Source organism: Stenotrophomonas sp. YJH_SMC_135, assembly GCF_059372355.1.
The window spans coordinates 57,829-83,770 of the sequence record NZ_JCAFVN010000008.1; the positions used below are offsets into that span (position 1 = coordinate 57,829).

A 25,942-nucleotide genomic window follows, 5' to 3' on the forward strand; every position below is an offset into this window, starting at 1 on the left:
GATGCACTTGCGCCAAACTTGCCCCAACCTTGCACGAAGCTTGCAATGCGAATCCTGCTGATCGAAGACGACGCCGCTCTGGCCGATGGACTGATCCGCGCCCTGCAGGGTGCCGGTCATCTGTGCGACCACCTCTCGCGTGGACTGCACGCGCCGGCGGCATTGGCCAGCGCACCGTATGACGTGATGGTGCTGGACCTTTCATTGCCCGACGTCGATGGCCTGGACCTGCTCTCGCGCCTGCGCAACGACGGCGCCACCCTGCCGGTGCTGATCCTGACCGCACGCGATGGTGTGGAGGACCGCATCCTCGGCCTCGACCGCGGTGGCGACGATTACCTGGCCAAGCCGTTCGCACTCGGTGAGCTGGAAGCCCGCCTGCGTGCACTGTCGCGCCGCCGCAGCGATGCACCGGCGCAGAAGCGATTGGGCCGGTTGTGCTTCGACAGCATCCGCAATGAAGTGCAGGTTGAAGGCCAGCGCATCGAGTTGACCGCGCGCGAGCTGTCGCTGGTCGAGGCACTGATGCAGCATCCCGGTCGCACCGTCACCAAGCAGCGCTTGTTCGATGCGCTGTACAGCTGGGACCACGAGGCCAACCTGTCGGTGATCGAGGTGCATGTCAGCCGCCTGCGCCGCAAACTGGAACAGGCGCGCGCCGGCGTCGGCATCCGCATGCTGCGTGGGCTTGGATACCGGCTGGAGGCCGTGGGTGACTGAGCGCGTTCACAGCCTGCGTGGCCTGCTGCTCAGGCGCCTTTGGCTACCGCTGCTGGTACTGCTGCTGTGCAGCGCAGTGGGTTCATTTGCGCTGGCCCGGTTCTATGCCGGCCAGGTCTACGACCGCTGGCTGCTGGATTCGGCGATGTCGTTGTCCGAGCTGGTGACGGTGCAGGATGGTCGTGCTTCGATCGAGATCACCCCAGCCGTCTCGCGCATGTTCAGCTGGGACACCGCCGACGAAGTGCATGGCGAGGTAGTCGATGCCGAGGGTGGGCGTCTGTATGGCGACCTGCCCGAAGCCCTGCCACGCCCGGCGACGTCCGCCAACAGTGACGACGCGGTCTACTATGATGCGCGGCTGCGTGGTCAGGCCGTGCGCATGGTCGAGGTGGTGGTCAGCGCCGGACCGGGCCATGACATCCGGCTGCGCGTGGCTGAGACGCTTCGCAAACGCCACCGGCTGGAGCGCAAGCTGCTGCTGGCCAGCATCCCGTTCCAGGCCGCGATCCTGGCGCTGGCCGCGTGGCTGGCCTGGTCCGGTACCGGCGCGGCTGCACGCCATGCCAACCAGGTGGCGCGGCGGCTGGCCAGCCCGCGTCCGGATCCGTTGGCACCGTTGGACCCCGCGCAGGAGGCACCGCGCGAACTGTGGCCGGCGGTGGAGGCCTACAACGCGCTGCTGCAGCGTCTGGACGCGATGCAGGATGCGCAGCGGCGCTTTGTCAGCAATGCCGCGCACCAGCTGCGCACGCCCTTGGCGGCGATGCAGGTGGAACTGGAGAGTTCATTGCGCCAGCACGACCCGCAGGCCCAGCAGCTGGCGCTGTCCGGCACGCTGGCCGGGCTGGCCCGCTTGCAGCATCTGGTCAACCAGCTGCTGATGCTCAGCCGCTCGGAAGATCCGCATGGCAGTGCACTGCCACTGCAACCGGTCGACCTGGCTGCGTTGGCACGCGGGGTGGTGGAGCGCTACGCCGACCGTGCGTTGGCGGCGGGCGTTGACCTGGGCTACGAGGGGCCAGACGACGGCGTGCAGGTACAGGGCGATCCGCAGCTGCTGCGCGAAGCATTGGGCAACCTGCTGGACAACGCGCTGCGCTACGGTGCCGTGCCCGGCGTAATCACCCTGGGACTACAGCGGGATGCCGAGGGCGTGCAGGTGTGGGTGGACGATGACGGTACAGGTATCGCCGAAGCCGAGCGCGCGCGCGTCACGGAACGGTTCTACCGGGCCAGCAGCGAGGGAGATGGCTGCGGGCTGGGGCTGGCGATCGTGGCCGAGATCGCGCAGCGGCATGGCGCGATATTGATGATCGAAACGGCGCCACTCGGTGGCGCGCGCGTGGGGTTGCGTTTCCGTTCGCGAAAGCACCCCGACCCACGGATTCCGGTAGACGCCCACCTTGGTGGGCGCCGTTGATGTCCCGCGTGCCAACCAAGGTTGGCACCTACCAAAAGCACCGCGACCCACGGATTCCGGCAGAGGCCCACCTTGGTGGGCGCCGTTGACGTCCTGCGTGCCAACCAAGGTTGGCACCTACCAAAAGCACCGCGACCCACGCGTTCCGGTAGAGGCCCACCTTGGTGGGCGCCGTTGACGTCCTGCGTGCCAACCAAGGTTGGCACCTACCAAAAGCACCGCGACCCACGGATTCCGGTAGACGCCCACCTTGGTGGGCGCCGTTGATCTTCCGCGTGCCAACCACGGTTAGCGCCTACCAGGTGCGGGTCAATGACGGCGGCAATGTGGCGCCGCCCGGCATCACCGGCTCATCGAATACGGCGCCTGCGCGTCCTGCCCCGGGCAGTCCTTGTTCGGCTCAGCCTGCATGCTGAAGCGCAGTTCGCCGCCAGCCAGGATCTCGTCATGGCGCAGGAAGGTGCGCTGCAGCGGCTTGCCGTTGAGGCTCACGCTGCCCACATAGGTGTGCCTGTCATCCAGGCCCTCGGCCACGATGGTGAACGTCTTGCCGTTCGGAAGACGCATCGCGGTCCTGGGCAGGAACGGACGGCCCAGGATGTACTCGCCCGAGCCCGGCGCCACCGGGTAGAAGCCCAGCGCGGTGAACACATACCACGCCGACATCTGGCCGACGTCATCGTTGCCGGCCAGGCCATCCGGACGGTCGGCGTACTGGGTGTCCATGATCTGCTTCAGGCGCGCCTGGGTGCGCCACGGCTGGCCAGCGTACGAGTACAGGTAGGCCACATGGTGGCTGGGTTCGTTGCCATGTGCATACCAGCCGATCAGCCCGGTGATGTCTTCCATGTGCTCGAAGATGGACGGATCCACCTTGGCGTTGAACACCTCGTCCAGGCGCGCGAGCAGCTTGTCGCTGCCACCGTGGGCTGCCGCCAGGCCGGCAACGTCCTGCGGCACGTACCACGAGTACTGCCAGGCGTTGCCCTCGGTGTAGTCGGTGCCGTAGCCGCTGGCGCTGGGGTCGAACGGCGTACGGAAGCTGCCATCGCGCTTGCGCGCGCGCATGAAGCCGGTGTCCTTGTCGAACGCGTTGCGCCAGTTACCCGCGCGTTTGTCGAAGGTGGCCGCGATATCGGCCTTACCCATCGCCTGCGCCATGCGTGCGATGGTCCAGTCATCAAAGGCGTACTCCAGCGTCTTGCTGGCCGCTTCGCCTTCCTCGTCGATCGGCACATAGCCCAGCTCACGGTACTGCGCGATACCGTCATACGGGCCGTAGTTGGCGGTCTCGACCATCGCCTTCAATGCCTTGTCGGCGTCGAAGCCACGAATGCCCTTCACGTAGGCATCGGCGATCACCGGCACGGCGTGGTAGCCGATCATGCACCAGTCTTCCAGGCCATGGAACGACCACACCGGCAGCATGCCGTACGGACTGTGCTCATGGTGGGCCAGCATCGAATTGACGAAGTCGCTGTTGCGCTTCTCCGGCTGCACCAGCGTCAGCAACGGGTGCAGCGCGCGGTAGGTGTCCCACAGCGAGAACGTCGAATAGTGCGTGAAGCCGTCGGCCTTGTGCACCGCGTTGTCCGAACCGCGGTACTGGCCATCGGCGTCCATGAACAGCGTCGGCCCCAGCATCGTGTGGTACAGCGCGGTATAGGCACTGCGCCGCGCATGCTCGGGGGCATCGATATCGAGTACCGACAGCGCCTGCGTCCAGTCCTGCTTCGCCTGTGCACGCACGCGATCGAAATCGAAGTTGGCCACTTCCGCGTCGAGGTTGGCAATGGCGCCGGCCTCGCTGACCGGCGAGATGGCTACCTTCACCACCAGCGGTGCGTCCAGCTTGCCGAAGTTGAAGGTGCCGACCAGCTGCCGGCCTTCGATCTGGGCGCGCTGCGCCGGATCCTTCTCGCCCGGCGGCGGGAAGCCTTTATAGACGATGTCCTGCTCGGTGTTGTGCAGCTCATGGCCGGCCAGCGGCCGCGAGAAACGCATCGCGAAATACAGCTGGCGGCCCGGTGCCCAGCCGCGCGTCTCGCGGAAGCCGGTCACCGTGCCATCGGCGCGCACCCGCACCCGCGACCACAGCACCTTGCCCGGGTAGTCGTACATGCTGGTGCGCATGTCCAGCAGCACCTTGGCGTCGGTGCCCTTGGGGAACGCATAGCGATGCACCCCCACGCGGGTACTGGTGGTCAGCTCGGCACGCACCTTGTAATCGTCCAAGGTGACCGCGTAGTAGCCCGGCTCCGCTTTCTCGTCATCATGGCGGAAGCGGGAGGCATAGCCGCTGCGCGGCTTCTCGGGATCGCCACGCTCCAGGCCGGGACTGCCGGTGAACGGCATCAGCAGGATGTCGCCCAGATCGGAATGGCCAGTGCCGGAAAAATGGGTGTGCGAGAAGCCGACGATGCTGCTGTCGTCGTAGCGGTAGCCGGCCGCCCAACCGTAGGCCTTCTCGCGCGGCTGGATACGCGTATCCGGGCTGAGCTGGACCATGCCGAACGGCACCGTCGCCCCCGGGTAGGTATGGCCTTCCCCGCCGGTACCGATGAACGGGTCGACCGAGCCATAGGCGCGTTCGGCGGCGGATGTCGACGGAGCCGCCAGCACCGCCCCGGAGGCAAGCATGGCGGTCGCGGCGAAAGCGATCAGGAGACGACGGTCCAGCGTGGGCATCGGCATTTGGATCGATTCAGGTGGTGGTCAGATCCTAGCACCCGCGTTCTGGCACCGCATGTTGCGGTGCGGCTGAACGGTTCCAATCACACAGCCTATGGCGAATGAAGACTGCAATTAATTGCATGGATCGATCCATCCCCCTTCACCACACTGTCCCCGTGCCCAAAACGGCGCGGCAAAGCGAGTGACGACATTTCCTGCCGCTGTGTGATCTCTCGCGCAGTTTGCGTCGGGCGGGCCGGAAAAGGGCACGGGTATCACCTGGGCTTCACAACATCTCGGCGTCTCATTAACGCTGACGAGTGAACGCGGTCCCCTTTCCTGAGGTTCTGATTCCAACAGGAGTACGTCATGAAGATCGCTGTTCGCCGTTCCCTTGCGCTGGCCATTGCCGCCGGCCTTGCCGTTGCCGGTCCCAGCCAGGCCGGCACCCTCAACCCGGGTGAAAGCGCAACAGTCAATGCTGGAGACCCCATTGAAGGCTGGTCTGCCCACGGTGCCACACTGACGTTCAACACCGGCAGCGCCGCCACATCCGTAGGCATCAGCGACGGATCCACGCTCGCCATGACGGGGGCAGCAGCCACCGCCACCGATCCGTTTGCCGCCGTCCAGATTGCCTCCTCCAGCGCAACGATCGCCGGCACCCGGATACAGAACAGCCGCGCCGCGGGATTGGCGGTAACCAATGGCATCTCTGGTGGCGCTGCCGGCACCGCAACTGTCACTGACTCGAGCATCATCGGCCAAGGAATCGGAGGCTATGTTCAAGGTGGCGTACTGACCCTGAGCAACACGACGATTGATGGAACCGGCATCGGAGCCGGCCTCCTACCGTCCGAAATCTCGTCCGGTCTGGCAGTCTTCTCGAACTCAAGCGTCAACATCACCAACGGATCTTCCGTCATGGGGGATGAGAACGGCATCGTTGTGAAGGACATCGGGGGAACTCCCACCAGTCCGATCAGTGACAACGTCCTCACCATCGACAAGTCACGCATCGCCGGTCGAAACGGCTCGGGCATTGTTGTCAGCGGTGCAGGGATCATCGCCCCAACCACTGTCAACGTTCTAAACGGCAGCACTGTAAGCGGCGGCAATGGCGTGATTGCTGAAGCCGTCGATGGCGGTACGCTGAATCTGAACGTCGGCGCGTCACAACTGCAGGGTACGCTTCGTGCCGATGCAACCTCGCAGCTGCACGCCAAGCTTTCCAATGGCGCGGTACTGACCGGCGTCATGACCAACGTCACCAGTACCACGCTGGACACGGCCACCTGGAACATGACCGGCAATTCCACGATCGGTGCGCTCAGCCTCGGTAACGGCACCGTGTCCCTCGGCGACGGTTCCGCCTTCCACACCCTCAACGTGGCTGGCAACTTCAGCGGTGCCGATGGCACGATCGTCTTCAACACCGTACTGGCTGGCGACGACGCAGCCACCGACAAACTGATCATCGGCGGTGACACCAGCGGCACGGCCAACGTGCGCGTCAACAATGTCGGCGGCGCGGGTGCGCAGACCGACAAGGGCATCGAGCTGATCTCCGTCGGCGGCGCTTCCAACGGCCAGTTCAACCTGGCCGGGCGCGCGGTGGGTGGCCAGTACGAGTACTTCCTGCACAAAGGCACCGGCGCCGACGGCAACTGGTACCTGCGCTCGCAGCTGCCGACCCAGCCGGACCCGTGCGTGGTCGATCCGAGCCTGCCCGAGTGCGATCCGGTCGATCCGGAGCCGGTGCTGCGCCCCGAGCCCGGCGCCTACCTGGCCAACCTGCAGGCGGCGCAGACCATGTTCCGGCTGGGTTACCACGATCGCCATGCCGGCCAGAACTCCGGCCGCGCCTGGGCCCGCGTGGATGGCTCGCGTAACGGCTTCGATGCCATCAGCCGCCAGCTCGACATCCGTGGCAACAGCCAGGCACTGACCGTCGGTGCCGATCTGTGGCGTCACGATTCGGGCAGCAGCGTGGGCGTGATGCTGTCCAGCGGCAACGCCAGCAGCACCTCCACCAATGAGCTGACCGGCTACTACGCCCGCGGCAAGGTGAAGGGCGAGGCGCTGGGCATCTACGGTACCTGGCGCGGCGGCAACGGTGCCGACCCGTATGCAGGCTTCTATGTGGACGGCTCGTTGCAGCGTGCGCAGTTCCGCAATCGCGTGGTAGGCATCGGCCTGGATACGGAACGCTACGACAGCCGTGCCTGGCAGGGGGCGGTGGAAACCGGCTACGCGTTCCGCGTCGGCGGTGCCAACAACGGCGGCATCTACCTGGAGCCGCAGCTGCAGGTGGGCTACAGCCGCTGGGACAGCAACCGCCACACCGAGGCCAACGGCACGGTGGTGAGCACCGAGAATGCCAATGGCGTGTTCGGGCGTGCAGGCCTGCGCCTGTCCGGCGTGACCCGCTGGGGCAATGGCGCGGCGGAGGTGCAGCCGTACCTGGCCGCCAACTGGCTGCACACCCGCGCCGAATCGCAGATCCGCATGGATGACGAGATCGCCGATTCGCGCGTGCCGCGCAGCCGTGGCGAGTTCAGTGGCGGCGCGTCGGTGAAGTTCAGCAACGGCATCGGCGCCTGGGGCGGGCTGTCGCTGCAGAAGGCCAGTGGCTATCACCAGACCAGTGCGCAGGTGGGTGTCAGTTACAGCTGGTAATCGGTCGCCTTCAGCCCGCGATCGATTCGATTGCGGGTTGATATCAAGGCGGGAGGTGTGGCTGCCGGACTGGGGTTCGCGGCCACGGCGTGAAGGGCGCGACAGGGATTGTCGCGTCAGACACTTGTTTGCCGGGATCTGCAGCGGGGAGTGACGTGACCTTTCGATTCTGCCCGTTTGGCAGAAAGCATCAATGAGCATTCCACGTCGTGACCCGTACAAGATGGCGCCGCAGCGGACATCCCGCTGCCGGGATTGGAACCCCGTTTTGAGCTACGAGATTTGCTTGCCGTAACTACGGCGGGCGGTGTGCGGCGGCCGCATGGCCCTCCGGCTTTTCTCGTAGCTCAGCCGAAGTTCCAACCTCGCACCGCCCGCCACCCTTGCGGTGGCCCTCGCTTCCCAAGGAGTTCCCGCATGACCCAACGTCCACTCAGTCCGGCCATGGAGTCGCTCTTCCAGCGCATCGAACACGCCCTCAACAGCGCCGAAGGCATGGCCATCCTCATCGGCGAACAGTACGGCCCCGAGCCGAAGCCGCCCGCACCGATGGGCTACAACGCCAAAGAGATCGCCAACGCGATGGTCATGCTGAGCCAGCATGGGCGGTGCCTGTTGCAGAAGCTGCGTGCGGAAGCGGAGAAGGTGACCTATCACTAGACCGCGATGCAGCCGAGCCTGCTCGACGCCGTGCGCACCGCACGCAGCGATCGCTGCCCTCAATCTGGCAATGCGCCCTGCAAGGTGGCGAGGTCGGCGCTGTCGACCGGCCTCACCACGCGCGCCACTTCCTGGCCGTCATGCAGCAGCACCACGGTGGGCCACAGTTTTACCTTGAACGCACGCCCCAGCGGCTTTCCCTTGCCATCCTCGATCTTCCAATGCACAAGATCGTGGGCGTCCACAAACGCCTGGAGTGCAGGCTGCGCAGCCTGGCAATGGCCACACCAGGGTGCACCGAACTCCAGCAGCTGCCAGCCCGCCTGAGCTTCCACGTCCGCGCCCGCAGGCTCCGCCGCCGGGTAGTCACGCATGAACGGCATGCCGGTTACGCCGCCAGCGCTTTCTGGATATCCGCCAGCGGGGCGTTGGTCAGGTCCTTGGCGATATCGCCCAGCAGGCGCGCCTGGACCTCCTTGTGCAGCAGCGGGCGGATACGGCCCAGCGTGGTCGGGTCTGCCACCAGCACCAGGTGTGCATAGCGGTTGTTGAGCGCATCTTCGTTCAACTGCTCCGCTACCTGCTTGGCAAACGTCGCCTCGTTGAGCTGCGAAATGGACATGTCCTTCGGCACCGCGCCAGCCGGGCCCTGACCGGAGACGCCCTGCTCGCTGATGTCCTGCAGGCGCAGCTCACCTTCCTGCTTCAACGCCAGCTGATGTTCGCTGCCGACGTTGGTGAACACGCGGGCCGAACCGCCATCGGCGACGATGATCAACGTGCCTTCGGGAATGCGACGGGTCATGCAATGCTCCTTCTCGATTGCGTTCAGCGCTACCGTAGACAGCGTCGCGTGAGCGCTGCGGCCAGAGTTCGTTCAACACTTGTCATTGCATGCCGCGCGCATGAACAGGCGCGATGGAACACAGCGTGCAGATCAGTCCGCTTCGCTGCATGCTCACGCCGATGCCGCTATGATGAACGGATGATCGACACGACCCACTACGTGACGGGCGCACCTGTTACGTGGGAAGCACTGCCGACCGGCGCTTCGCTTGCCACGATGGCTCCCGCCCTGCCGTTCCACCGCCTCGCGCTGGATCCTGGCGGATGACGCCCGCAGGCCCTCGGCCTGCACTCCCCACGCTGCTGTGACCGCCGGCCGCTGATTGCGCGACCGCTGTGATCCCGTTGCTGCGTTTCCGCCGTTACGGCGGTGCTTTGCCGTGCGCATGGCGTCGTGCCTGCACACATTCCCCGGCCCCCACGCCACTCACCGATGCCCCTGCGCCACCTGCGCCTGCATCGCCGTTTCCGATTTCCGGGACCTACCTCACCGCTCATTTCCCCTCTTCTGCCTACAAGGGAGCCCCCATGCAGGACACCCCCGATGCACATGCCCATTTCGGCTGGTTCAAACGCCGCCGCCACCTGAAGGTCGATGAGATCACCGTCGTCGACAAGCCCATGCTCAAGCGCGCCGTCGGCGCGGCCGCACTCGGCAATGCCATGGAGTGGTTCGACTTCGGTGTCTACGGCTATCTGGCCGTCACCATCGGCCAGGTGTTCTTCCCCTCCAGCAACCCCACCGCGCAGGTGATCGCTGCGTTCGCTACCTTCACCGTGGCGTTCCTGGTGCGGCCACTGGGCGGCCTGGTATTCGGCCCGCTGGGTGATCGCTACGGCCGCCAGAAAGTGCTGGCGTTCACCATGATCCTGATGGCGCTGGGCACGTTTGCCATCGGCCTGATTCCCGCCTACGAGCGCATCGGCATCTGGGCACCGGTGCTGTTGCTGCTGGCGCGCGTGGTGCAGGGCTTCTCCACCGGCGGCGAATACGGGGGCGCGGCCACCTTCATCGCCGAGTATTCCACCGACCGCAACCGCGGCCTGATGGGCAGCTGGCTGGAGTTCGGCACGCTGGGCGGCTACATCGCCGGCGCCGGCACCGTCACCGCGCTGCACATGCTGCTGAGCAGCGAGCAGATGCTGGACTGGGGCTGGCGCATTCCGTTCCTGGTGGCCGGCCCGCTGGGCCTGCTCGGCCTGTACATGCGCATGAAGCTGGAGGAAACCCCGGCGTTCCGCGCCTTCGCCGAGGAAGCCGAGAAGCGTGAGCACGAGCGGCCGGGGCTGGGCGCGCTGTTCCAGGTGCATGGCCGCCAGCTGCTGGTGTGCATGGGCCTGGTGCTGGTGTTCAACGTGACCGATTACATGCTGCTGACCTACATGCCCAGCTACCTCAGCGTCACGATGGGCTATGCCGAGAGCAAGGGCCTGCTGCTGATCATCATCGTGATGCTGGTGATGATGCCGCTGAACATCGCCGGCGGCCTGTTCAGTGACCGGCTGGGCCGGCGCCCGATGATCATCGGTGCCTGCATCGCGCTGCTGGTGCTGGCCATTCCGTGCCTGCTGCTGGTCGGTAGCGGCAACGACGGGCTGATCTTCCTCGGCCTGATGCTGCTGGGGCTGGCGCTGGTGTGCTTCACCAGCTCGATGCCGTCCACGCTGCCGGCGTTGTTCTACACCCCGGTGCGCTACAGCGCGCTGTCGATCGCTTTCAATGTGTCGGTGTCGCTGTTCGGTGGCACCACGCCGCTGGTGACCGCGTGGCTGGTGGAGCGTACCGACGACCCGCTGGTGCCGGCCTATTACCTGATGGGCGCGGCGGTGATCGGCCTGGTAACCATGCTGTTCGTGAAGGAAACCGCCGGCCTGCCGCTGCGCGGTTCACCGCCAGCGGTTGGCAGCGACAAGGAAGCAGCCGCGCTGTTGAAGAGCGATGTGCCGGTGACGGTGGACCCGACCTTGCCGCCGCTGCCGGACGTTGCCGAGCCCGAGCAGGCGAAGCCGGCGTTGTAGAGCCGAGCCCGCGCTCGGCTGACTTCCAGGGGATCAGCCGAGCATGGGTTCGACTCCGCACCCCGTGCGGCATCAATCACCCGGGGTGTCCAATTCCATCGCGCGCATCACGATGGGCTTGGCCCAGCCCGGCGTGTGCAACAGGTCGGCCACTGCGACCGGGTAATGCAGCTGGCCTGCAGCCATGGCCAATACCGGCAGCGGCACCACGCAGCCGTCGGCATCGGCCGGCGCGCTGTTGTCGTAGACATGCAGCTCGGCCAGGTGCGGCAGCAGCTCCAGCAGGTTCGCGCGCGCCGAATCGAAACGCGCGTGGATCTTCTCCACCGGAATATCGTGGCCACCGGCGGCCACCCGCGCGGCCACACGGGCGACGTGCAGCCCGACATCGGCCAGCCCACAGAACCAGATCGCCACCTGGTGCCGCTCGCAGGCCTCACGCAGCAGGCGCGGAATGGTGTTGCCACCGAGCGTGGTCTCGAAGGCGAAGTCGGTGCCATCGGCCATGGCCTGGCGCAGGCGGCGGGTGCCTTCCTGCCAGGCCTCGGCATTGGCGTCCGGCAGCGGCCAGCCGGCGTCGACCAGGCGGCGGGTGAACGAGTCCGGGTTGAACCAGCTCAGCCCTTCGGCGTCCAGCCAGGTGCCCAGCAGCGAACTCTTGCCGGCGCCATTGACACCGGCCAACGCCAGGATGCGTCCCATCGATCAGAGCGGACGGCCAAGGGTGACCTTGCGGCCGCGCCGGATCGGCTGGCCCAGCACCTTGCCCAGCCCTTCCCCGCGCTGCAGCCCGGCCAGGGTCTGGTCGAACTCGCTGCGCAGGCGCTGCAGCTCCTCGCTGCGCTCACCGGCATCACCGCCAGCGGCCTTGGCCAGCAGTTCCTGGTAGGTGCGGATGTCCACGATCACCGCTTCCGGGTGGTTGTGGTTGGTGATGACCAGCGCCTGCTTTTCGCGCACGGTGCGCATCAGGCTCGGCCAGCCCCGGGTCTTCACCGACGAGGCCGGGGCCTTTTCAAGGCCAGGCAGATCCAGCGGCAGGGTCATGGCACGGCTCCAGGCGGGGTGGATGAGCGAAACTATACCCAATTTGGCCAAATTGGGGATAAATCCCCTTTTACCGCAGGGGCGCGGTGTCCGGAGCGTCGGTCTGCAGCAGGCTGTCGCGTTCGCGCAGCGGGAAGCGGATCCACGCATCCAGCCCCTGTGGGCCAAAGTGCAGCTCGCCGCTGCCAGCCAGCTCGTAGGGCACGCGCTGCTCGATCAGCGCCCGGCCCAGGCCGCGCTGGCGTGGCATTTCCCAGCCCTCCACGTCGGCATGGCGCTCGCACCAGTGCAGGCCCAGCCACGGTTCGGCGTCCTGCACCTGCAGATGCCAGGACACCTCGATCCGCCCCGCCTCGCGCGCGGCCGCGCCGTAGCGCAGCGCATTGCTCGCCAGCTCATGGATGGCCAACGACAGCACCTCGGCCGCTTTCGGTGGCAGCAGCACGTCCTCACCGTGCAGTTCGCACAGGCCCGTGCCCGGCATCTGCGCCGACACTTCCTCTTCGATCATCCCGCGCAGGCAGACCCCGGCATTGCCGCCGCGGGTCAGCAGGCTCTGCGTGCGCGCCAGCGACATCAAACGCCCGCACAGCCGCTCGGCGTACTCGTCCACGCTGGCCACGGTGCTGCGCGTCCGCCAGGCAAGGGCATGGATGGTGGACATGATGTTGCGGACCCGGTGCTGCAGTTCGGCCAGCAGCACCGCCTGGCGCTCGGTGGCGCGCTTGAGGTCGTCGATATCCACCGCAATGGCGAACACCCCGGTCACCTCGCCGTCTGCATCGCGCAGCGGCGCAGCGGCGACGCGTGTCCAGCGGGCGCGCCCGTCGTCATGGATGAACTGGAACTCCAGGCCGGGGACCACCGTCTCCCCCCGCAGGGCGCGGGCGATGGCGAAATCATGGGGCTCGATGCGCGAGCCGTCGGGGTGCCATCCCTGCCAGCGGTAGTGGTTGGGACGATCAGTGGACGGCACCTTGCCGGTGGGCAGATAGGTCCGCATCCGGTCGTTGGACAGTTGCAGTCGGCCTTCGGCATCGACAATGCAGACGCCCACCGGCAGCACCTTGAATGCCAGCGCCAGGCGCCGGTCGCTCTCACGGCGCTTCTGCTCCTCGCGCTCGCGGGCCGCCTGCGCGACATGCGCGGCGGTCGTTTCGAACATGGTGACAAGCACACCGTTGATGCGCCCTTCCTCACCGCGGATGGGGCTGTAGGTGATGGTGAACCAGACATCCTCCAGCCGCCCCCGCCGCGCCAGCGGATAGAGCTTGTCCTCGTAGGTGATGGTCTCGCCCTGCCACACCCGCTGGTAGATCGGGCCGTTGATGTGCCAGACCTCAGGCCAGCACTCGCGGGTGGGCTGGCCAAGCCCGCCCGGATGCTTGTCGGCGAGGATCTCGGCATAGCCATCGTTGTAGAGCTGCACCAGCTGCTCGCCCCACAGCACGATCATCGGGAAGCCGTGGGCCAGCATCAGGTCGACAGTGGCGCGCAGGTGCGGCGGCCATCGCTCGATCGCACCCAGTGGCGTGCCTGACCAGTCGTGGCGGGCAATACGGGCGGCCATGCCGTCATGGCGCGCATGCGCCTGCAGCGGCGGCGGCATGCCCGCCGGGCGCTCAACGGCCGGGAGACCCTGGATGCGGTGTGACATGCCGCGCAATCAGGCGATGCCCGCAGCAGCCTGCGGGCCTGCCACCAGCCGTGCCAGCTGCTGCACCAGTGCCTCGATGTGATAGGGCTTGGTACAGCGGGGCGCGCCAGCGAAGCGGCTGGGCAGATTGTCATCGTAGCCGGAGGTCAACATGAACGGCGTGCCGGCGTCCGCCAAGCGGTCGGCCAAGGGGTAGACCAGTTCACCCCCCAGGTTGATGTCCAGCAGGGCGACATCGATGGGGTTCTCATCGACCAGACGCCCCAGCGCCTGCAGGTCACCGGCCGGTCCCACCACCTGCGCCCCCTTCAGTTCCAGATAGTCCACCAGGAACATCGCGATGGCGAATTCATCTTCCGCCACCAGCACCCGCAGCCCTTTCAGGCCCTCTGGCTTGTTGCCCGCTTCCAGCACGACCCGCGCTCCTCGATACACGCGGCGCACCTCTGCCGCAACGCCTGCAGGATGCGCGAAACGGGCTACAAGGGCGCGTGATGATCGATGAAGATCGCCGCCACGGCCCGTTCACCCGGGCATTGCAGCGGCGCGTTCAGAACGCACGCTCCCATTTCAGGCTGAGCAGGCTGCGGTCGTGGCTGTACAGCCAGCCGACGTTGCTGTCGATGCGGGCGTAGCGCAGGCCCAGGCTGGGCACCAGCCCGGCCACCGCCAGCCGCTCGCTGCGCACGATGGCGATCAGGTTCTGTTCGTCGTCCTGCCTGCGCGCCTCCAGCAATGGACTCCAGGCGTCGTAGTCGCGGCGGCGCAGCGACACGAACACCGTGGCCGTGGTGCCGCTCCACTGCCGCGCCGCGCCCAGCCGCAAGCCGCGCTGGCGGTAGCCGTTGGCCGGGTCGGCAGCGCTGCTGCCGGTGACATCCAGCCCGGCGAAGACCGTCCAGCGCGGATTGAGCGCACGGAACCAGGTGGCATACACCGATGCCAGTTCGCCGTCATAGTTGCTGGCCAGGCCCTGTTGGCGATACCGCTGGCGCTTCCAGTCGGCCTCCAGCTTGAGCAGGCTGCGTGCATCCGGGGCGTACTGCCATTCGCCGTGCACGCCACTGCCGCCCTGCAGCGCATGGTTGCCCAGGCCCTGGACGTCATAGCTGGGGGCAAGCAGCACGGTCTGCCGCGCACTGCGCCAGCTGTAACCTGCCTGCACATTGGCATTGAGCTCGTTGTAGGCACGGTGCCCGCGCCATGCCTGACCGAAGGCGAGACCGCGCACGTACAGCCCATGATGCCCGTCGAGGACCCAGCGCCGTTCCAGGCTGGCGTCGTAGTCGAGGCCCCCTGCGCGCTGGGCGTCGGGCAGTTTCCGTTCGATGATGCAGGCGTCGCCTACGCCGAACAGGCAGGTGCGGCTGGCCGAGCTGCGGTTGATGTTGTCACTCCATGCGGGGCCGGCGGACAGCGCGCCTTTCCAGCGCTGGCGCGCCTGCAGGGCACCCAGGTAACCGTCCACGCGCGCGCGGACGCCGGCCGTGGCCGGATCATCAGCATTGATGCCTGCAGCGATGGCCGTGAACAGCGCGACCGCATCGCGATCACGCTGGTCTTCCGCATAGACACGTGCCAGCTCGAGTCGGGCCGGCAGGAAATCCGGCTGCGCCGCCAGCAGCGCTTCGTACTCCTTCGCCGCGCGACGATGGTCGCCGGCCACGCGGGCCAACACCCCCTGCGCGTAATGGCGCAGCAGCGGGTCATGCCCCTGCAGTTCGATGTACTCCTCGAGGAACGCCGCGGCGGCCCGCCATTGCTGATGCTGCAGTGACAGGTAGAGGGCCTGGCCGAGATCGTCGACGGTGCGCTCCACGCGCAGCGTCCTGCCATCGATGGTGATGGTCGGCCGCTCCGACTCGGCCTGTTGCAGGCGCTGCCGGTCCTGCTGCTGGTGGCGCAGTTCGCTGCCCTGTTCAAGCACGCGGCGCAGATCGTCCTGCTGGGCGCGCACATCAGCGGCAGCCAACAGCAGTACGACAAGGAAGGTGGAATGGCGCATGGTCGATCCGTGGTGGTGCATGCAGCGGCCGAAGCAGGGACTGGCGGATCGCGGCTTGTCCCTGCCCTGCCCCGTCAGGGGCGTGGCGATCAGTTCTTGCTGCCGCCGAAGGCGGTGTCGTACTGGCTGTTGCCGGCGAACGTGGCGATACCGGCGAGCGTGGCCGCGTTGGCGCCGAAGAACTGGCCCTGGCTGTTGCCGGTGACCGAGCCGTTGGCCACGGCGGTGCCGGCGAAGGATGCATCGGCGCTGTTGATGTTGGCGCTGATCGCCAGGGTCTGGCCACCACCGGTCAGGCCGCCGGTCAGCTTGCCAGTGCCGAAGTTCGCCGCGAACGTGCCGCTGAGCAGGTTGCTGCCATTGAACCGGTTCAGGCCGGCCACCGCGTAGGTGGCGGTACCGCTGGGCAGGGTGGTGCCGGCGCGGTCACCAGCGAAGTACACCTGGCGGTTGTTGAAGCCACCTGCGGCGCCGTCCTTGGACCATTCACCGAACCACACATCGCCACTGCCCACCTTGACGAAGTTGAAGTGGCCCATGCCGGAATGGCTGCCCGGCGTACCGGTGATCGGCATGGCCAGGGTACGCACGGTAACGCCGTTGACGGTGGTCGGGGCCGAGTAGGCCGCCAGCCCCTGGAAGTCGACCGGCTTGCCGTTGGAGACGGCGCCGACGCCGATGCCGGCCTTGCCTGCGCTGTGCGGGCCGCCGTTGACTTCGGAGGCACCGACCTTGACGTACAGCTGCGAATCGGTGGCCGGGCTGGCCGCACCGACGATGTCGGCGGCCTGGGCGGCACCGGCCAGGGCGAAGGTGGCGGCCATGGCCAGTACGGAACGGGAGATCATCTTCATGGAACTACTCCTTGGGTTGAGGGAACAACGGGTACAACAACGAGGCAGGTCATCAGAAGCGTGCAGTGACACCGAGCTTCAGCGTGCGCCCCGGCGCCGGCAGCGTGGAGCGCGTGGCCGGGTCGACGTAGTAGCGGTTGCCTAGGTTGGTGCCGACCAGCTCGACGCTGGCGTGGTCATTGAAGCGCCAGCGCGCGTAGGCATCGACGGTGGTGATGTTTCCCCAGGTGAACGGCACGTTCTGCCAGATCAGGCCACCGCTGCCGGCGTACAGTCGGTCACGGTAGGCCTGCAGGTCCGGGTTCTGGTGGCGCTGGTAATGCACGATGCGGCTGCCCAGCTCCAGGCGCTCATCGAACAGCCGGGTGCCCAGCGACACGTTCACCGACAACCGGGGAATGGCCTGGGTCAGCAGGTAGCCACTGACGAAGCCGTCCTGCACGCAGTTGGGCACCTTGCCGGCCAGCGCATCGAGCTGCACCGCCATGCTTTCGTCGCAGACCTTGTTTTCCAGCGTACGGGTGATGCCCAGGTCGGTGAAGAAGCGCCGGTTGTCGAACCGCGCCTGCAACTCCACGCCGCGGATGCGCTGCTTGTCCAGGTTGTCGAACAGGAAATTGCCGTCGCGCTCGATCACGTTGCGGGTCTTGTGCACGTAGTAGGCCAGCTTCACGTCGGCATCGGCGGTGTTGCCGAACAGTGCGGACAGGTTGTACACATAGCCCACTTCGTAGTTGTAGGCGTGCTCGGGCTTGAGCGGGTACAGCGGGTTCAGGCTGCTGGAGAACGCGATGGTGCTCTCGAACATGCTGGGGAAACGCACCGCCTCGCTGTAACGCACATAGGCGCGCGCATTGGGCGAGAAATGCGCGGTGGCCGAGAAGGTCGGCAGCCAGGCATGGTCGCGCCTGCGCTCGTTGCGGCCGGCCACCGTCTGCGACCGCCCGCTCTGGATGCTGCACAGGATCTGCGCGCCCTGCACCGGCAACAGCCCGGGAATGGCCGCCACCTGACCATTCAGGCACGGGTTGCTGGCACGGCGGTAGTTGCCGTCCGCATCCGGCAGCCACGGAATGCTGTGCTCCACCGCCACCGGCGTCTCGTACCTGCTCAGCAGGCCCTTCAGCAGATCATCGACGATGAAGCCCATGCCGATGCTGTCCCAGAACGCGCGCTGCGCCTCGATGGCGTCGATCTCGCCCTGCAGGCTGGCCGGGCGTTCGGGCAGTTCGTTGACCCGGTAGCGGGCCTCTTTGGGGAACACAGAGGTGGTCATCAGCTCCGGGTGTTCCTGCAGGAAATCATCGAAGGCCCAATAGCGCGCGTAGCGCACGCCGGCGCTCAGGGAGAGGAAATCCACCGGCCGCCAGTCCAGCACCAGGTAGCCCTCGCCTTCCTGGCGACGCCCGGCGCGCGGGTACATGCGCCAGCCATCGCTGACGCCAAAGTACGGGTCCGCCGAGCGCAGTTTCTCGAACTGCCAGTTGCCGCCCACGGTCAGGTCCAGGGTGGAATGCAGCGCGAAGCGGTTGCTCAGGGTCAGGCCGGTGCGGTCGTTGCGGGCATTGGCCAGCGCGGTATTGCGCAGGATCGGGCTGCTGCCGGGGTTCCAGTCGGGGTTGCTGGCAAAATTGGGGAAGCCGCCGGCGGTGTAGGTATCGCTGGTGGTTTCGGTGCGCCACAGGTTGGCACGCAGGTCCAGCCAGCGGCTGCCGGCAGGCTGCCAGTGGTATTCCAGGTTCCAGGCATCGGCATCGACGCGGCTGAGCGGCCACTGGATGCGACCGTAGTCGGGCGCGGACAGGATGCGCGAGGGCATGATCTCGCCGTAGTGGGAGAGCGTACGCCGCCAGGTGGCGCGCAGCTGCTGGTCATCGTTGATCTGCCAGGTCGCCTTCAGCAGCCACGATTCCTGCTCGCTGGAGGTGTTGGGCACCTCGTCGCCGGGCTTGAAGTAGCGCGCCAGCGTGGTGATGTAGTCCAGGCCCTTGTACTCGAACTGCTCGCGCGGGTCCTGGTCGTAGTACGCCGTGCCCTGGGTGCCGGAGAAGTAGTTGCCGCGCTTGCGCCAGGCATACGCGGCCATCAGGTCCACGTGCTCGCCGCGCAGGCCCAGCGCCAGCCGCCAGGCCTGGTCCTCGCCGGCGAACACATTGGCTTCCGAACCGCGCGACTTCACCGGCACCAGCAGCGTGCTGTCGGCATACGGTGCCGAGGGCGAGCCCTGCGGGAACCCGGGCACCGTGCGGTAGTCCTCGCCGGTATGCAGCCGCGGCAGGCGTGGCGCCACCGCATTGCTGCTGCCTTCGATCTTCAGCTCCCCGCCGAAGCGCTCACCCGCTTCCACGATGTCATCGACGTCGATGGTCTTGATCACCAGCGCGCCACCGATCCCGCTGTGCACATCGCGCACCAGCCCCGGCCCCTTGATGACCTGGATGCCACCTATCAGGTTGGGATCGATGTAGTTGCGGTTGCTGACGCCGTTGTAGCCGCGCCAGACCGTAAGTGCCTGCTCGCCGCCGTCGATGCTGACCGGCACCCGCCCCGGCCCCTGGATGCCGCGGATGTTGATGTCCAGCGCGCCACTGTTGCGCGCATCGCCGCTGAACACACCGACCAGATCCTTGACCACGTCGGCCGGATTGGAGCCGCGGTAGCGCTCCACCCGGTCGCGCCCCGAATACGCCGTGGCCATGTCCAGCGCGAACACATCATCGTAGCCGCGCCGATCGCGGGCCTCGCCCCCTTCCGACTGCAGGCGACCGGCCACGTCCAGTGTCTCGGTCACCCGCACCCCTTCCCCTTCACCCGCCTCCGCTACGGCACGCAGGCTCCAGGTGCCGTCCATGCCACGCTGCGCGCGCACGCCGCTGCCACGCAGCAGCAGCTGCAGGGCCTGCATCTGGCTGTACTCGCCGCTCACCGCGCTGGAGCGACGGCCTTCCACCAGGTCACTGCGGAACACCACCTGCACATCGGCCTGGCGGCCAAAGGCACGCACGGCGTCGGCCAGGGGCTGTTCCGGAATGGCGTACTGGCGCAGCGGCGCGACGACCGCCGGTTGCGCCTGCCCGGCCGGCACCCAGGCCAACTGCAGCAATGCGGTGGAAACAGCCAGGGCCAGAGCGGTGGCGCGACGATGACAGGCGGATGCCGTGGACGGCATGGACAGGAACTCCTCAAGCGGGGCGGGACCACGGACACGTCCGGTGCCCGGTGGTGTGTCTGGCTTGAGAAGAAACGCTGTTTCGCTCTGGCTATACCTCTATAGACAGCGGGCTGCGACGACTGCCCACGGTTTTTTCATGTTTTTTTCATGCGACCGGTTCGTCCATGTTCCGCGGGTGCTTCACCACAGCAGCAACGCACCACCGGGCAAGCGCTGCACGCGCAGTCCCGCCTGCGCGGCCACGGCGACGATGGCCGTGTCCGGTTGCTGCAGGTGGAACAGGCCACTGACCCGTACGCGTGCGCCCTGCCCGCCCAGTACCCAGACCGGGCCACGACGGTAGCGCGCCAGGTCGGCGATGGCCTGCGCGGCCGGCCGATCATCGATCACTACCTCGCCACGCCGCCACGGCGCCATGCTCTCCGGATCTTCCAGCTGCACCGGCTGCAGCCAGTGCCCGTCACGGAACGCGCGTGCCTGTCCGGCATGCAGGCGCTGCACGCTGCCATCGCCCGGGCGCACATCGACCACGCCCGCGCTGACCTGGGTGGTGACCGTGGTATCCAGCATCGACACGCTGAAGGCAGTGCCGATGTCACGGACCAGGCCGCCCGCTGCCTCGACCTGGAACGGGCGAGCCTCGTGCGCTACCTGGAACCAGGCCTGGCCGCGCAGCAGGCGCAGGTGGCGCTGCCGGTCATCGAACGAAAGTGCCAGCGCGGTGCCGGCATCGAGTACCGCCGTGCTGCCATCGGCCAGCTGCACCACTCGTGGCGCATCGCTGCTGCGCACATCACTGCGCGCCAGCAGCAACGCATGCGGAGCGGCCGCGACCATCAGCACCACGGCCGCAGCCGATGCCAGCAGCCACGGCAGGCGACGGCGCGGTGCGATCGGCCGCAGCCCCTGGCGGTCGCCGGTCAGCGCGGGCAGCGCGGCCAGCACCTCGGGCCCGGCAGCGTCCAACCGCTGCCAGAAGGCCTGCTGCTGGCGCCAGGCCAGCGCATGGCGCGGATCGGACTGCAGCCAGCGCTGCAGGGTGCGTTGCTGGCGTTCCGGCAACGGGCCTGCACTGCACCGTATCACCCAGCGCAACGCCTGCCTGGCCTGACGCGGCGAGGGTTCGGACGTGGTCATGGTTGTGGCCTGCCGCACCACGAACGGGTGCGCCTTCCTGTTGTGACAACGGCGGGCACGATCTGCCCACGGCAATCGCCGCTCATCGGCCCATTCCCCGCTGCTGTTGCTGGATCAGCAGCGCTGCGCGCAGCACATGCTTGCCGACCAGGCTCTTGGAGATCCCCAGGCGCGCGGCAATCTCGCGTTCGCTCAGGCCCAGGTAGCGGTTGAGCACGAAGCACTCGCGTACCTGGGCCGGCAGGGCCAGGATGGTCTGGGTGATCTCGCGCAGCTGCGCCTGGTCCAGCGCCTGCGCCTCGCCGTCGTGGCCTGCCTCGGCCATGCCGGTCGCGTACTCGGCCATCGCGCGCCGCTCGCGGGCGTCGGCCTGGCTGCGGATGAGCGCGTGGTGGTAGGCCATCCGGTACAGATAGCCGCGCGGCTCGAGGATGGGCGGATCGCCGGGCACGCTGCTGGCCTTCAGGTACAGGTTCTGCAGAGTGTCCTCGGTGCTGGCCGGGTCGAGGTAGCGCGCGACGAAGCGGGACAACGCACGGCGCTCGCGGATCAGCAGCTCGACCAGCGCCAGGGCATTGGGAGACATAGGTGCCAAGGCCGGACCGGGGAATGATGGGCGTGATGGCGACGGTCCGGACGTGGATTGTGGGCTGCACGGCCGCAGGCGGCAAGCTGCAGCCCCGACATCATCCACGCATGGCGTGGATGGAAGACCTAGGGTTCCTCCAGCGCCTCGAAGCGTTCGGCGAGGTAGTCGATCAGCGCACGCACCGCAGGCAACAGGCCGCGTCGCGACGGGAACACCGCGTGCACGATGCCGTGCTTGGGCACCCACTCCGGCAGTACCGGCACCAGCGCGCCACGGGCCAGCTCGTCGCTGATCATCATCCGCGGCAGCATCAGCAGGCCCACCCCGGCCACCGCGGCGGTGCGCAACGCGATCATGTCATCGCTGACCAGCCGCGGGCGATGGTGCACGCTGGCCAGCACATCGCCCGGCCCGGTGTATTCCCAGGCATGCTGCTGGCTGGCCGATGCCAGATCCACGGTCGGCATCATCGCCAGGTCGGCCGGCACCTGCGGCGTGCCCAGCCGCTGCAGCAGCGCCGGGCTGGCACTGGTGCACCAGACCCGGCGCGCCAGCACGCGTACCACCAGGTCACTGTCCTCCAGCGGCGGCGGCCGCACGCGGATCGCCACGTCCACGCCCTCGCCCACCACATCGACGCGCCGGTTGGTGGCGTCCAGCTGCACCGTCACCTGCGGGTGCAGGGCCAGGAAATCGGCCAGCATCGTGCCGATGCGCGCGTGCAGGATCGCGATCGGGCACGCCAGGCGGATGGTGCCGCGCGGCTCGGCACGTGACATCGCAATGGCTTCCTCGGCCGCTTCGGCTTCGACCAGCATGGCCTTGCAGTGGCGGTAGTAGTCCTGGCCGACCTCGGTGACCGAAAAGCGCCGGGTCGAACGCTGGATCAGGCGCACGCCCAACCGTTCCTCCAGCAGCGCGATGCGCCGGCTCAGTTTCGACTTCGGCATCGCCAGCGCCCGGCCGGCCTGCGAGAAGCCGCCATGCTCGACCACCATGGCGAAGTAGAACAGGTCGTTGAGGTCACAACGGCGGATATCTGCGATGAACACGGGGCGATCTCCTGCGGCCACGGCCTGCAGACATTGTTCACCAGATAGGACTATGACGGCAAATACTGGCGTCTACCGGCCTTATTGTCACGGCGATATCGTCTTCGCAACGAAGAACAGCGGCCGGCAGCCCCGGCCAGGAGATCGCCATGAAGCGTGTCACCGGTACCTACAGCGCCCCCCGCCCGCACTGGGTGGGCGACGGATTCCCCGCCCGCTCGATGTTTTCCTACAACACCCACGGCCAGCACCTCAGCCCGTTCCTGCTGCTGGATTATGCCGGCCCGTACACCTTCGCCCCCAGCAATACGCCGCGTGGCGTCGGCCAGCATCCGCATCGCGGATTCGAGACCGTCACCATCGTCTATGAGGGTGAGGTCGCCCACCGCGATTCGACCGGGGCCGGCGGCACCATCGGCCCGGGTGACGTGCAGTGGATGACGGCTGCCTCCGGCATCCTCCACGAGGAATTCCACACGCCGGAATTCAGCAGGCGCGGCGGCACGCTGGACATGGTCCAGCTGTGGGTGAACCTGCCGGCGCGCGACAAGATGGGCGCACCGGGCTACCAGACCCTGCTCGACGCAGAGATTCCCTCGGTGGATCTGCCCGATGGCGCCGGCCGCGTGCGGGTCATCGCCGGCCGCTTCCACGGTCATGCCGGCCCGGCGCGCACCCACACGCCGATGGATGTCTGGGACATCCGCCTGCAGCAGGGCCACCACACCGACCTGCCGGTGGCCGAGGGCCGCACGCTGGCGCTTGTGGTGCTGAAGGGCACGGTGCGGATCAACGGCGGCCAGCCGGTCGGCGAAGCGCAGCTGGTCACCTTCGACCGCAGCGGCGAGGACGTGTTCGTCGACGCCGACAGCGACGCCACCGTACTGCTGCTCAGCGGTGAGCCGATCGACGAGCCGGTGGTGGGCTATGGCCCGTTCGTGATGAACAGCCAGGCCGAGATCGCGCAGGCGGTCAACGACTTCAACAGCGGCCGCTTCGGCCGGATCGCGCACTGATCGTTTCAAAGCGGCGGGCGATGGCCCGCCGCACCCTCCGGGCCATCGCCCGCTTTTTCCAGGAGACTGACCATGAGTACCCCCGCCAACTTCAACGGTGCCCGCCCGGTGATCGATCCGGACAACGCCGCGATGCTGCTGATCGACCATCAGAGCGGTCTGTTCCAGACCATCGGTGACATGCCGTTCACCCGCGTGCGCGCCCACGCCACCGCGCTGGCCAGGATGGCCACGCTGGCAAAGATGCCGGTGATCACCACTGCCTCTGTTCCGCAGGGCCCGAACGGCCCGCTGATCCCGGAGATCCACGACGCAGCCCCGCATGCCCGGTACGTGGCGCGCAAGGGCGAGATCAACGCATGGGACAATCCGGAATTCGTTGCCGCAGTGAAGGCCACCGGCCGCAGGCAGCTGATCATTGCCGGCACCATCACCAGCGTGTGCATGGCCTTCCCGTCCATTGCCGCCGTTGCCGATGGCTATCAGGTGTTCGCGGTCATCGATGCCTCGGGCACCTATTCGAAGATGGCCGAGGAGATCACCCTGGCCCGGGTGGTGCAGGCCGGCGTGGTGCCGATGGACACCGCCGCGGTGGCCTCGGAGATCCAGCGCAGCTGGAACCGCGATGATGCCCAGCAGTGGGCCGAGGTCTACACGAAGATCTTCCCGAACTACCAGCTGCTGATCGAAAGCTACCTGAAGGCGCAGGACGTGCAGAAGAACCACGAGCCGCTGGATTCGCAGCGCAGCTGACCTACGCCCGGGGTGCCGGCCCGCTGTCGGCACGCCTCTCAACCGGAGACCCATCATGTCCAGTGAACCGATCCGCGACCCGGCCAGCGATCATCTGCTGACCCCGCAGAACTCCGCCTTCATCATCATCGACTACCAGCCGGTGCAGGTGAACTCCATTGCTTCGATGGACCGCCAGTTGCTGGTCAACAACATCGTCGGCACTGCCAAAGCCGCAGTGGCTTATGGCCTGCCGATCGTGCATTCGACGGTGAACGTCAAGACCGGCCTGAACAAGCCGCCGATTCCGCAGCTGCGCCAGGTGCTGGGTGACTATCCGACCTACGACCGCACCACCATCAATTCCTGGGAAGACGTCCAGTTCCGCAGGGCGGTGGAAGCCACCGGCCGCCGCAAGCTGATCATGACCGCGCTGTGGACCGAGGCCTGCCTGACCTTCCCGGCCTTGGATGCGTTGAAGGAAGGCTATGAGGTGTATGTGGTGGTCGACGCCGTCGGCGGCACCTCGCTGGCCGCGCACGATGCCGCGCTGCGCCGCATCGAACAGGCCGGCGGCCAGCTGATCAGCGTGCCGCAGCTGTTCTGCGAGCTGCAGCGCGACTGGGCCCGTTCGGAAACGGTGCCGGCCTTCATGAACCTCTTCATTGAAACCGGCGGTACGGCGGGCATCCAGTTCTCGTACGATCGTACCGAGTAACCGGGTGGCGGCGCCGGTCCTGACTGGCGCCGCCTTTGGGGAGCCGTCGAGCATGGCTCGACGCTACAGTGGGTTTGGTCGAGCGTGGCTCGACGCCATGGACAGATGGAGAATGTGATGGCCTACGCACGCATTGTTTCAACCGCCGACAATTACCTGCACCACATCAGCAATGGCAGCTTCGATGTGGATGCGGACGAGCCTGCCTCGTTGGGCGGCCAGGGCAAGGGCTTCGCGCCGTTCGACCTGTACCTGGCCTCGCTGGCGGCGTGCACCGCCATCACCCTGCGCATGTACGCGCAGCGCAAGGGCTGGGACCTGGGCGAGTTCCATGCCGAGCTGCGCTCGGAACGTGATGAGGACGGGCGCCTCCACGTGCACCGCGTGCTGCATGCCAGTGCCGAGCTGAGCGATGCGCAGTGGCAGCGATTGCTGGAGGTGGTGGAAAAGACCCCGGTGACCCTGGTGATGCGCGAAGGTGCACGCATCACCAGTGAGCGTGGGGCGGCGGCGTAACAGAGGGCTCAGCGCCGTGAATGCAACACCGTGCGCTGGCGCATCGCGTTGAATTCCTGCTCCACCTGCTGGATGTCTTCGGCCTGGAACCCGGCGGCATCCAGCAGCTGGTCGGCGGCCGCGGCCGCCAGCGGATCATCGTCACGCTGGCGCCAGCAGCGCGCCGGCAGGAAGTAGCCCACTTCGCTGCGCCCGCGCATGATCACCACCGGCCGGCCCGCGTACAGCAGGAACTCGGCCAGGTGCTGGCGCAGGCCCTCCACGGAAACATAGGCCGGTCCAACACCCAGCATCTGGCTGGACGGTTCGGGACTCTCGAACAGCTTGCGACGGCTCATCCACTCCTCCTTTTGAACAACGCGTGGTCTCCTTTCCCTAGACGGGCGCATCGCTGCGCCCCCGCCACGCACTACGTGATCCGCATCAC

At 67.0% G+C, this 25,942-nt stretch carries 23 protein-coding genes; 9 read left to right on the top strand and 14 right to left on the bottom strand.

Annotation, left to right across the window (positions count from 1 at the left end; all coding sequences use genetic code 11):
* The first annotated feature begins 45 nt into the window (after positions 1-45).
* Positions 46-720 carry a response regulator gene (locus AC5P98_RS19950; RefSeq protein ID WP_005413615.1) on the top strand — a complete coding sequence of 225 codons (675 nt, stop codon included), beginning with the start codon at positions 46-48 and terminating at the stop codon, positions 718-720.
* Entirely contained in the window at positions 713-2,143 is a 1,431-nt protein-coding gene (locus AC5P98_RS19955; RefSeq protein ID WP_049419562.1) for a sensor histidine kinase, read from the top strand. The genes AC5P98_RS19950 and AC5P98_RS19955 overlap by 8 nt, the downstream gene beginning before the upstream one ends.
* Before the next feature lie 342 nt (positions 2,144-2,485).
* Here AC5P98_RS19955 and AC5P98_RS19960 read toward each other — a convergent pair whose 3' ends face one another.
* A complete protein-coding gene (locus tag AC5P98_RS19960) occupies positions 2,486-4,837 on the bottom strand; it encodes a GH92 family glycosyl hydrolase (RefSeq protein WP_049407270.1) in 2,352 nt (783 codons plus the stop codon).
* Positions 4,838-5,185: 348 nt separating this feature from the next.
* Between AC5P98_RS19960 and AC5P98_RS19965 the strand changes: the two genes are divergently transcribed.
* On the top strand, positions 5,186-7,495 hold the full coding sequence (locus AC5P98_RS19965; RefSeq protein ID WP_495230179.1) for an autotransporter family protein: 2,310 nt from the start codon (positions 5,186-5,188) through the stop codon (positions 7,493-7,495).
* Positions 7,496-7,912: 417 nt separating this feature from the next.
* Positions 7,913-8,155 (top strand): hypothetical protein, encoded by a 243-nt coding sequence (locus AC5P98_RS19970; protein ID WP_032962604.1) that lies wholly within the window; start codon positions 7,913-7,915, stop codon positions 8,153-8,155.
* A gap of 59 nt (positions 8,156-8,214) precedes the next feature.
* On the opposite strand, the gene AC5P98_RS19975 is transcribed toward AC5P98_RS19970, so the two are convergent.
* Together AC5P98_RS19975 and AC5P98_RS19980 are read right to left on the bottom strand one after the other, a co-directional pair.
* Complete coding sequence (locus AC5P98_RS19975) at positions 8,215-8,538, bottom strand: thioredoxin family protein (protein ID WP_049407275.1); 324 nt, start codon at positions 8,536-8,538, stop codon at positions 8,215-8,217.
* Between the two features lie 5 nt (positions 8,539-8,543).
* On the bottom strand, positions 8,544-8,960 hold the full coding sequence (locus AC5P98_RS19980) for a host attachment family protein (protein ID WP_014037377.1): 417 nt from the start codon (positions 8,958-8,960) through the stop codon (positions 8,544-8,546).
* 569 nt (positions 8,961-9,529) lie between these two features.
* Between AC5P98_RS19980 and proP the strand changes: the two genes are divergently transcribed.
* Positions 9,530-11,020, top strand: coding sequence for a glycine betaine/L-proline transporter ProP (gene proP / locus AC5P98_RS19985; protein ID WP_049407277.1), 1,491 nt, complete (start codon positions 9,530-9,532; stop codon positions 11,018-11,020).
* A gap of 72 nt (positions 11,021-11,092) precedes the next feature.
* On the opposite strand, the gene AC5P98_RS19990 is transcribed toward proP, so the two are convergent.
* From AC5P98_RS19990 to AC5P98_RS20035, 10 genes are all read right to left on the bottom strand, one after another.
* The gene (locus tag AC5P98_RS19990; protein ID WP_014647342.1) at positions 11,093-11,722 is read right to left on the bottom strand and encodes an ATPase; all 630 of its coding nucleotides are present in this window, start codon (positions 11,720-11,722) and stop codon (positions 11,093-11,095) included.
* A 3-nt stretch (positions 11,723-11,725) separates the two neighbouring features.
* A complete protein-coding gene (locus AC5P98_RS19995; protein WP_014647343.1) occupies positions 11,726-12,067 on the bottom strand; it encodes a type II toxin-antitoxin system prevent-host-death family antitoxin in 342 nt (113 codons plus the stop codon).
* Between the two features lie 70 nt (positions 12,068-12,137).
* Complete coding sequence (locus tag AC5P98_RS20000; RefSeq protein ID WP_046430927.1) at positions 12,138-13,724, bottom strand: sensor histidine kinase; 1,587 nt, start codon at positions 13,722-13,724, stop codon at positions 12,138-12,140.
* 9 nt (positions 13,725-13,733) lie between these two features.
* Positions 13,734-14,138 (bottom strand): response regulator, encoded by a 405-nt coding sequence (locus AC5P98_RS20005; protein ID WP_014647345.1) that lies wholly within the window; start codon positions 14,136-14,138, stop codon positions 13,734-13,736.
* A gap of 136 nt (positions 14,139-14,274) precedes the next feature.
* A complete protein-coding gene (locus AC5P98_RS20010) occupies positions 14,275-15,729 on the bottom strand; it encodes a surface lipoprotein assembly modifier (protein WP_049407279.1) in 1,455 nt (484 codons plus the stop codon).
* Positions 15,730-15,818: 89 nt separating this feature from the next.
* Positions 15,819-16,583, bottom strand: coding sequence for a Slam-dependent surface lipoprotein (locus AC5P98_RS20015; RefSeq protein ID WP_100450155.1), 765 nt, complete (start codon positions 16,581-16,583; stop codon positions 15,819-15,821).
* 52 nt (positions 16,584-16,635) lie between these two features.
* Positions 16,636-19,752, bottom strand: a complete 3,117-nt coding sequence (locus tag AC5P98_RS20020) for a TonB-dependent receptor (protein WP_049407281.1) — start codon at positions 19,750-19,752, stop codon at positions 16,636-16,638.
* A gap of 183 nt (positions 19,753-19,935) precedes the next feature.
* Entirely contained in the window at positions 19,936-20,892 is a 957-nt protein-coding gene (locus AC5P98_RS20025; protein WP_049407283.1) for a FecR family protein, read from the bottom strand.
* 82 nt (positions 20,893-20,974) lie between these two features.
* Complete coding sequence (locus AC5P98_RS20030; protein WP_495230180.1) at positions 20,975-21,478, bottom strand: RNA polymerase sigma factor; 504 nt, start codon at positions 21,476-21,478, stop codon at positions 20,975-20,977.
* Between the two features lie 128 nt (positions 21,479-21,606).
* On the bottom strand, positions 21,607-22,533 hold the full coding sequence (locus tag AC5P98_RS20035) for a LysR family transcriptional regulator (RefSeq protein WP_049407285.1): 927 nt from the start codon (positions 22,531-22,533) through the stop codon (positions 21,607-21,609).
* A gap of 149 nt (positions 22,534-22,682) precedes the next feature.
* On the opposite strand from AC5P98_RS20035, the gene AC5P98_RS20040 reads away from it, so the two are divergent.
* The 4 genes from AC5P98_RS20040 (at position 22,683) to AC5P98_RS20055 (ending at position 25,515) form a co-directional block, all read left to right on the top strand.
* Positions 22,683-23,549, top strand: coding sequence for a pirin family protein (locus tag AC5P98_RS20040; RefSeq protein ID WP_049407287.1), 867 nt, complete (start codon positions 22,683-22,685; stop codon positions 23,547-23,549).
* 72 nt (positions 23,550-23,621) lie between these two features.
* Positions 23,622-24,302 carry a hydrolase gene (locus tag AC5P98_RS20045; RefSeq protein WP_014647352.1) on the top strand — a complete coding sequence of 227 codons (681 nt, stop codon included), beginning with the start codon at positions 23,622-23,624 and terminating at the stop codon, positions 24,300-24,302.
* A 55-nt stretch (positions 24,303-24,357) separates the two neighbouring features.
* Complete coding sequence (locus AC5P98_RS20050) at positions 24,358-24,999, top strand: hydrolase (RefSeq protein ID WP_032962577.1); 642 nt, start codon at positions 24,358-24,360, stop codon at positions 24,997-24,999.
* A 117-nt stretch (positions 25,000-25,116) separates the two neighbouring features.
* The gene (locus AC5P98_RS20055) at positions 25,117-25,515 is read left to right on the top strand and encodes an OsmC family protein (protein WP_049404363.1); all 399 of its coding nucleotides are present in this window, start codon (positions 25,117-25,119) and stop codon (positions 25,513-25,515) included.
* A gap of 8 nt (positions 25,516-25,523) precedes the next feature.
* Here the strand turns inward: AC5P98_RS20055 and AC5P98_RS20060 are convergent, their stop codons facing one another.
* Positions 25,524-25,853 carry a hypothetical protein gene (locus AC5P98_RS20060; protein ID WP_005409871.1) on the bottom strand — a complete coding sequence of 110 codons (330 nt, stop codon included), beginning with the start codon at positions 25,851-25,853 and terminating at the stop codon, positions 25,524-25,526.
* Positions 25,854-25,942 lie beyond the last annotated feature (89 nt).

Excerpts from the sequence above, each read along its gene's own strand:
- AC5P98_RS19995 (WP_014647343.1), bottom strand. The coding sequence starts at position 12,067 with ATGACCCTGCCGCTGGATCTGCCTGGCCTTGAAAAGGCCCCGGCCTCG.
- AC5P98_RS20060 (WP_005409871.1), bottom strand. The coding sequence starts at position 25,853 with ATGAGCCGTCGCAAGCTGTTCGAGAGTCCCGAACCGTCCAGCCAGATG.
- AC5P98_RS19970 (WP_032962604.1), top strand. The coding sequence starts at position 7,913 with ATGACCCAACGTCCACTCAGTCCGGCCATGGAGTCGCTCTTCCAGCGC.
- AC5P98_RS19965 (WP_495230179.1), top strand. The coding sequence starts at position 5,186 with ATGAAGATCGCTGTTCGCCGTTCCCTTGCGCTGGCCATTGCCGCCGGC.
- AC5P98_RS19990 (WP_014647342.1), bottom strand. The coding sequence starts at position 11,722 with ATGGGACGCATCCTGGCGTTGGCCGGTGTCAATGGCGCCGGCAAGAGT.
- AC5P98_RS20000 (WP_046430927.1), bottom strand. The coding sequence starts at position 13,724 with ATGTCACACCGCATCCAGGGTCTCCCGGCCGTTGAGCGCCCGGCGGGC.
- proP (WP_049407277.1), top strand. The coding sequence starts at position 9,530 with ATGCAGGACACCCCCGATGCACATGCCCATTTCGGCTGGTTCAAACGC.
- AC5P98_RS20030 (WP_495230180.1), bottom strand. The coding sequence starts at position 21,478 with ATGTCTCCCAATGCCCTGGCGCTGGTCGAGCTGCTGATCCGCGAGCGC.
- AC5P98_RS19980 (WP_014037377.1), bottom strand. The coding sequence starts at position 8,960 with ATGACCCGTCGCATTCCCGAAGGCACGTTGATCATCGTCGCCGATGGC.
- AC5P98_RS20055 (WP_049404363.1), top strand. The coding sequence starts at position 25,117 with ATGGCCTACGCACGCATTGTTTCAACCGCCGACAATTACCTGCACCAC.
- AC5P98_RS20040 (WP_049407287.1), top strand. The coding sequence starts at position 22,683 with ATGAAGCGTGTCACCGGTACCTACAGCGCCCCCCGCCCGCACTGGGTG.
- AC5P98_RS20010 (WP_049407279.1), bottom strand. The coding sequence starts at position 15,729 with ATGCGCCATTCCACCTTCCTTGTCGTACTGCTGTTGGCTGCCGCTGAT.
- AC5P98_RS20015 (WP_100450155.1), bottom strand. The coding sequence starts at position 16,583 with ATGAAGATGATCTCCCGTTCCGTACTGGCCATGGCCGCCACCTTCGCC.
- AC5P98_RS20050 (WP_032962577.1), top strand. The coding sequence starts at position 24,358 with ATGTCCAGTGAACCGATCCGCGACCCGGCCAGCGATCATCTGCTGACC.
- AC5P98_RS20045 (WP_014647352.1), top strand. The coding sequence starts at position 23,622 with ATGAGTACCCCCGCCAACTTCAACGGTGCCCGCCCGGTGATCGATCCG.
- AC5P98_RS20025 (WP_049407283.1), bottom strand. The coding sequence starts at position 20,892 with ATGACCACGTCCGAACCCTCGCCGCGTCAGGCCAGGCAGGCGTTGCGC.
- AC5P98_RS19975 (WP_049407275.1), bottom strand. The coding sequence starts at position 8,538 with ATGCCGTTCATGCGTGACTACCCGGCGGCGGAGCCTGCGGGCGCGGAC.
- AC5P98_RS19960 (WP_049407270.1), bottom strand. The coding sequence starts at position 4,837 with ATGCCGATGCCCACGCTGGACCGTCGTCTCCTGATCGCTTTCGCCGCG.
- AC5P98_RS20020 (WP_049407281.1), bottom strand. The coding sequence starts at position 19,752 with ATGCCGTCCACGGCATCCGCCTGTCATCGTCGCGCCACCGCTCTGGCC.
- AC5P98_RS19950 (WP_005413615.1), top strand. The coding sequence starts at position 46 with ATGCGAATCCTGCTGATCGAAGACGACGCCGCTCTGGCCGATGGACTG.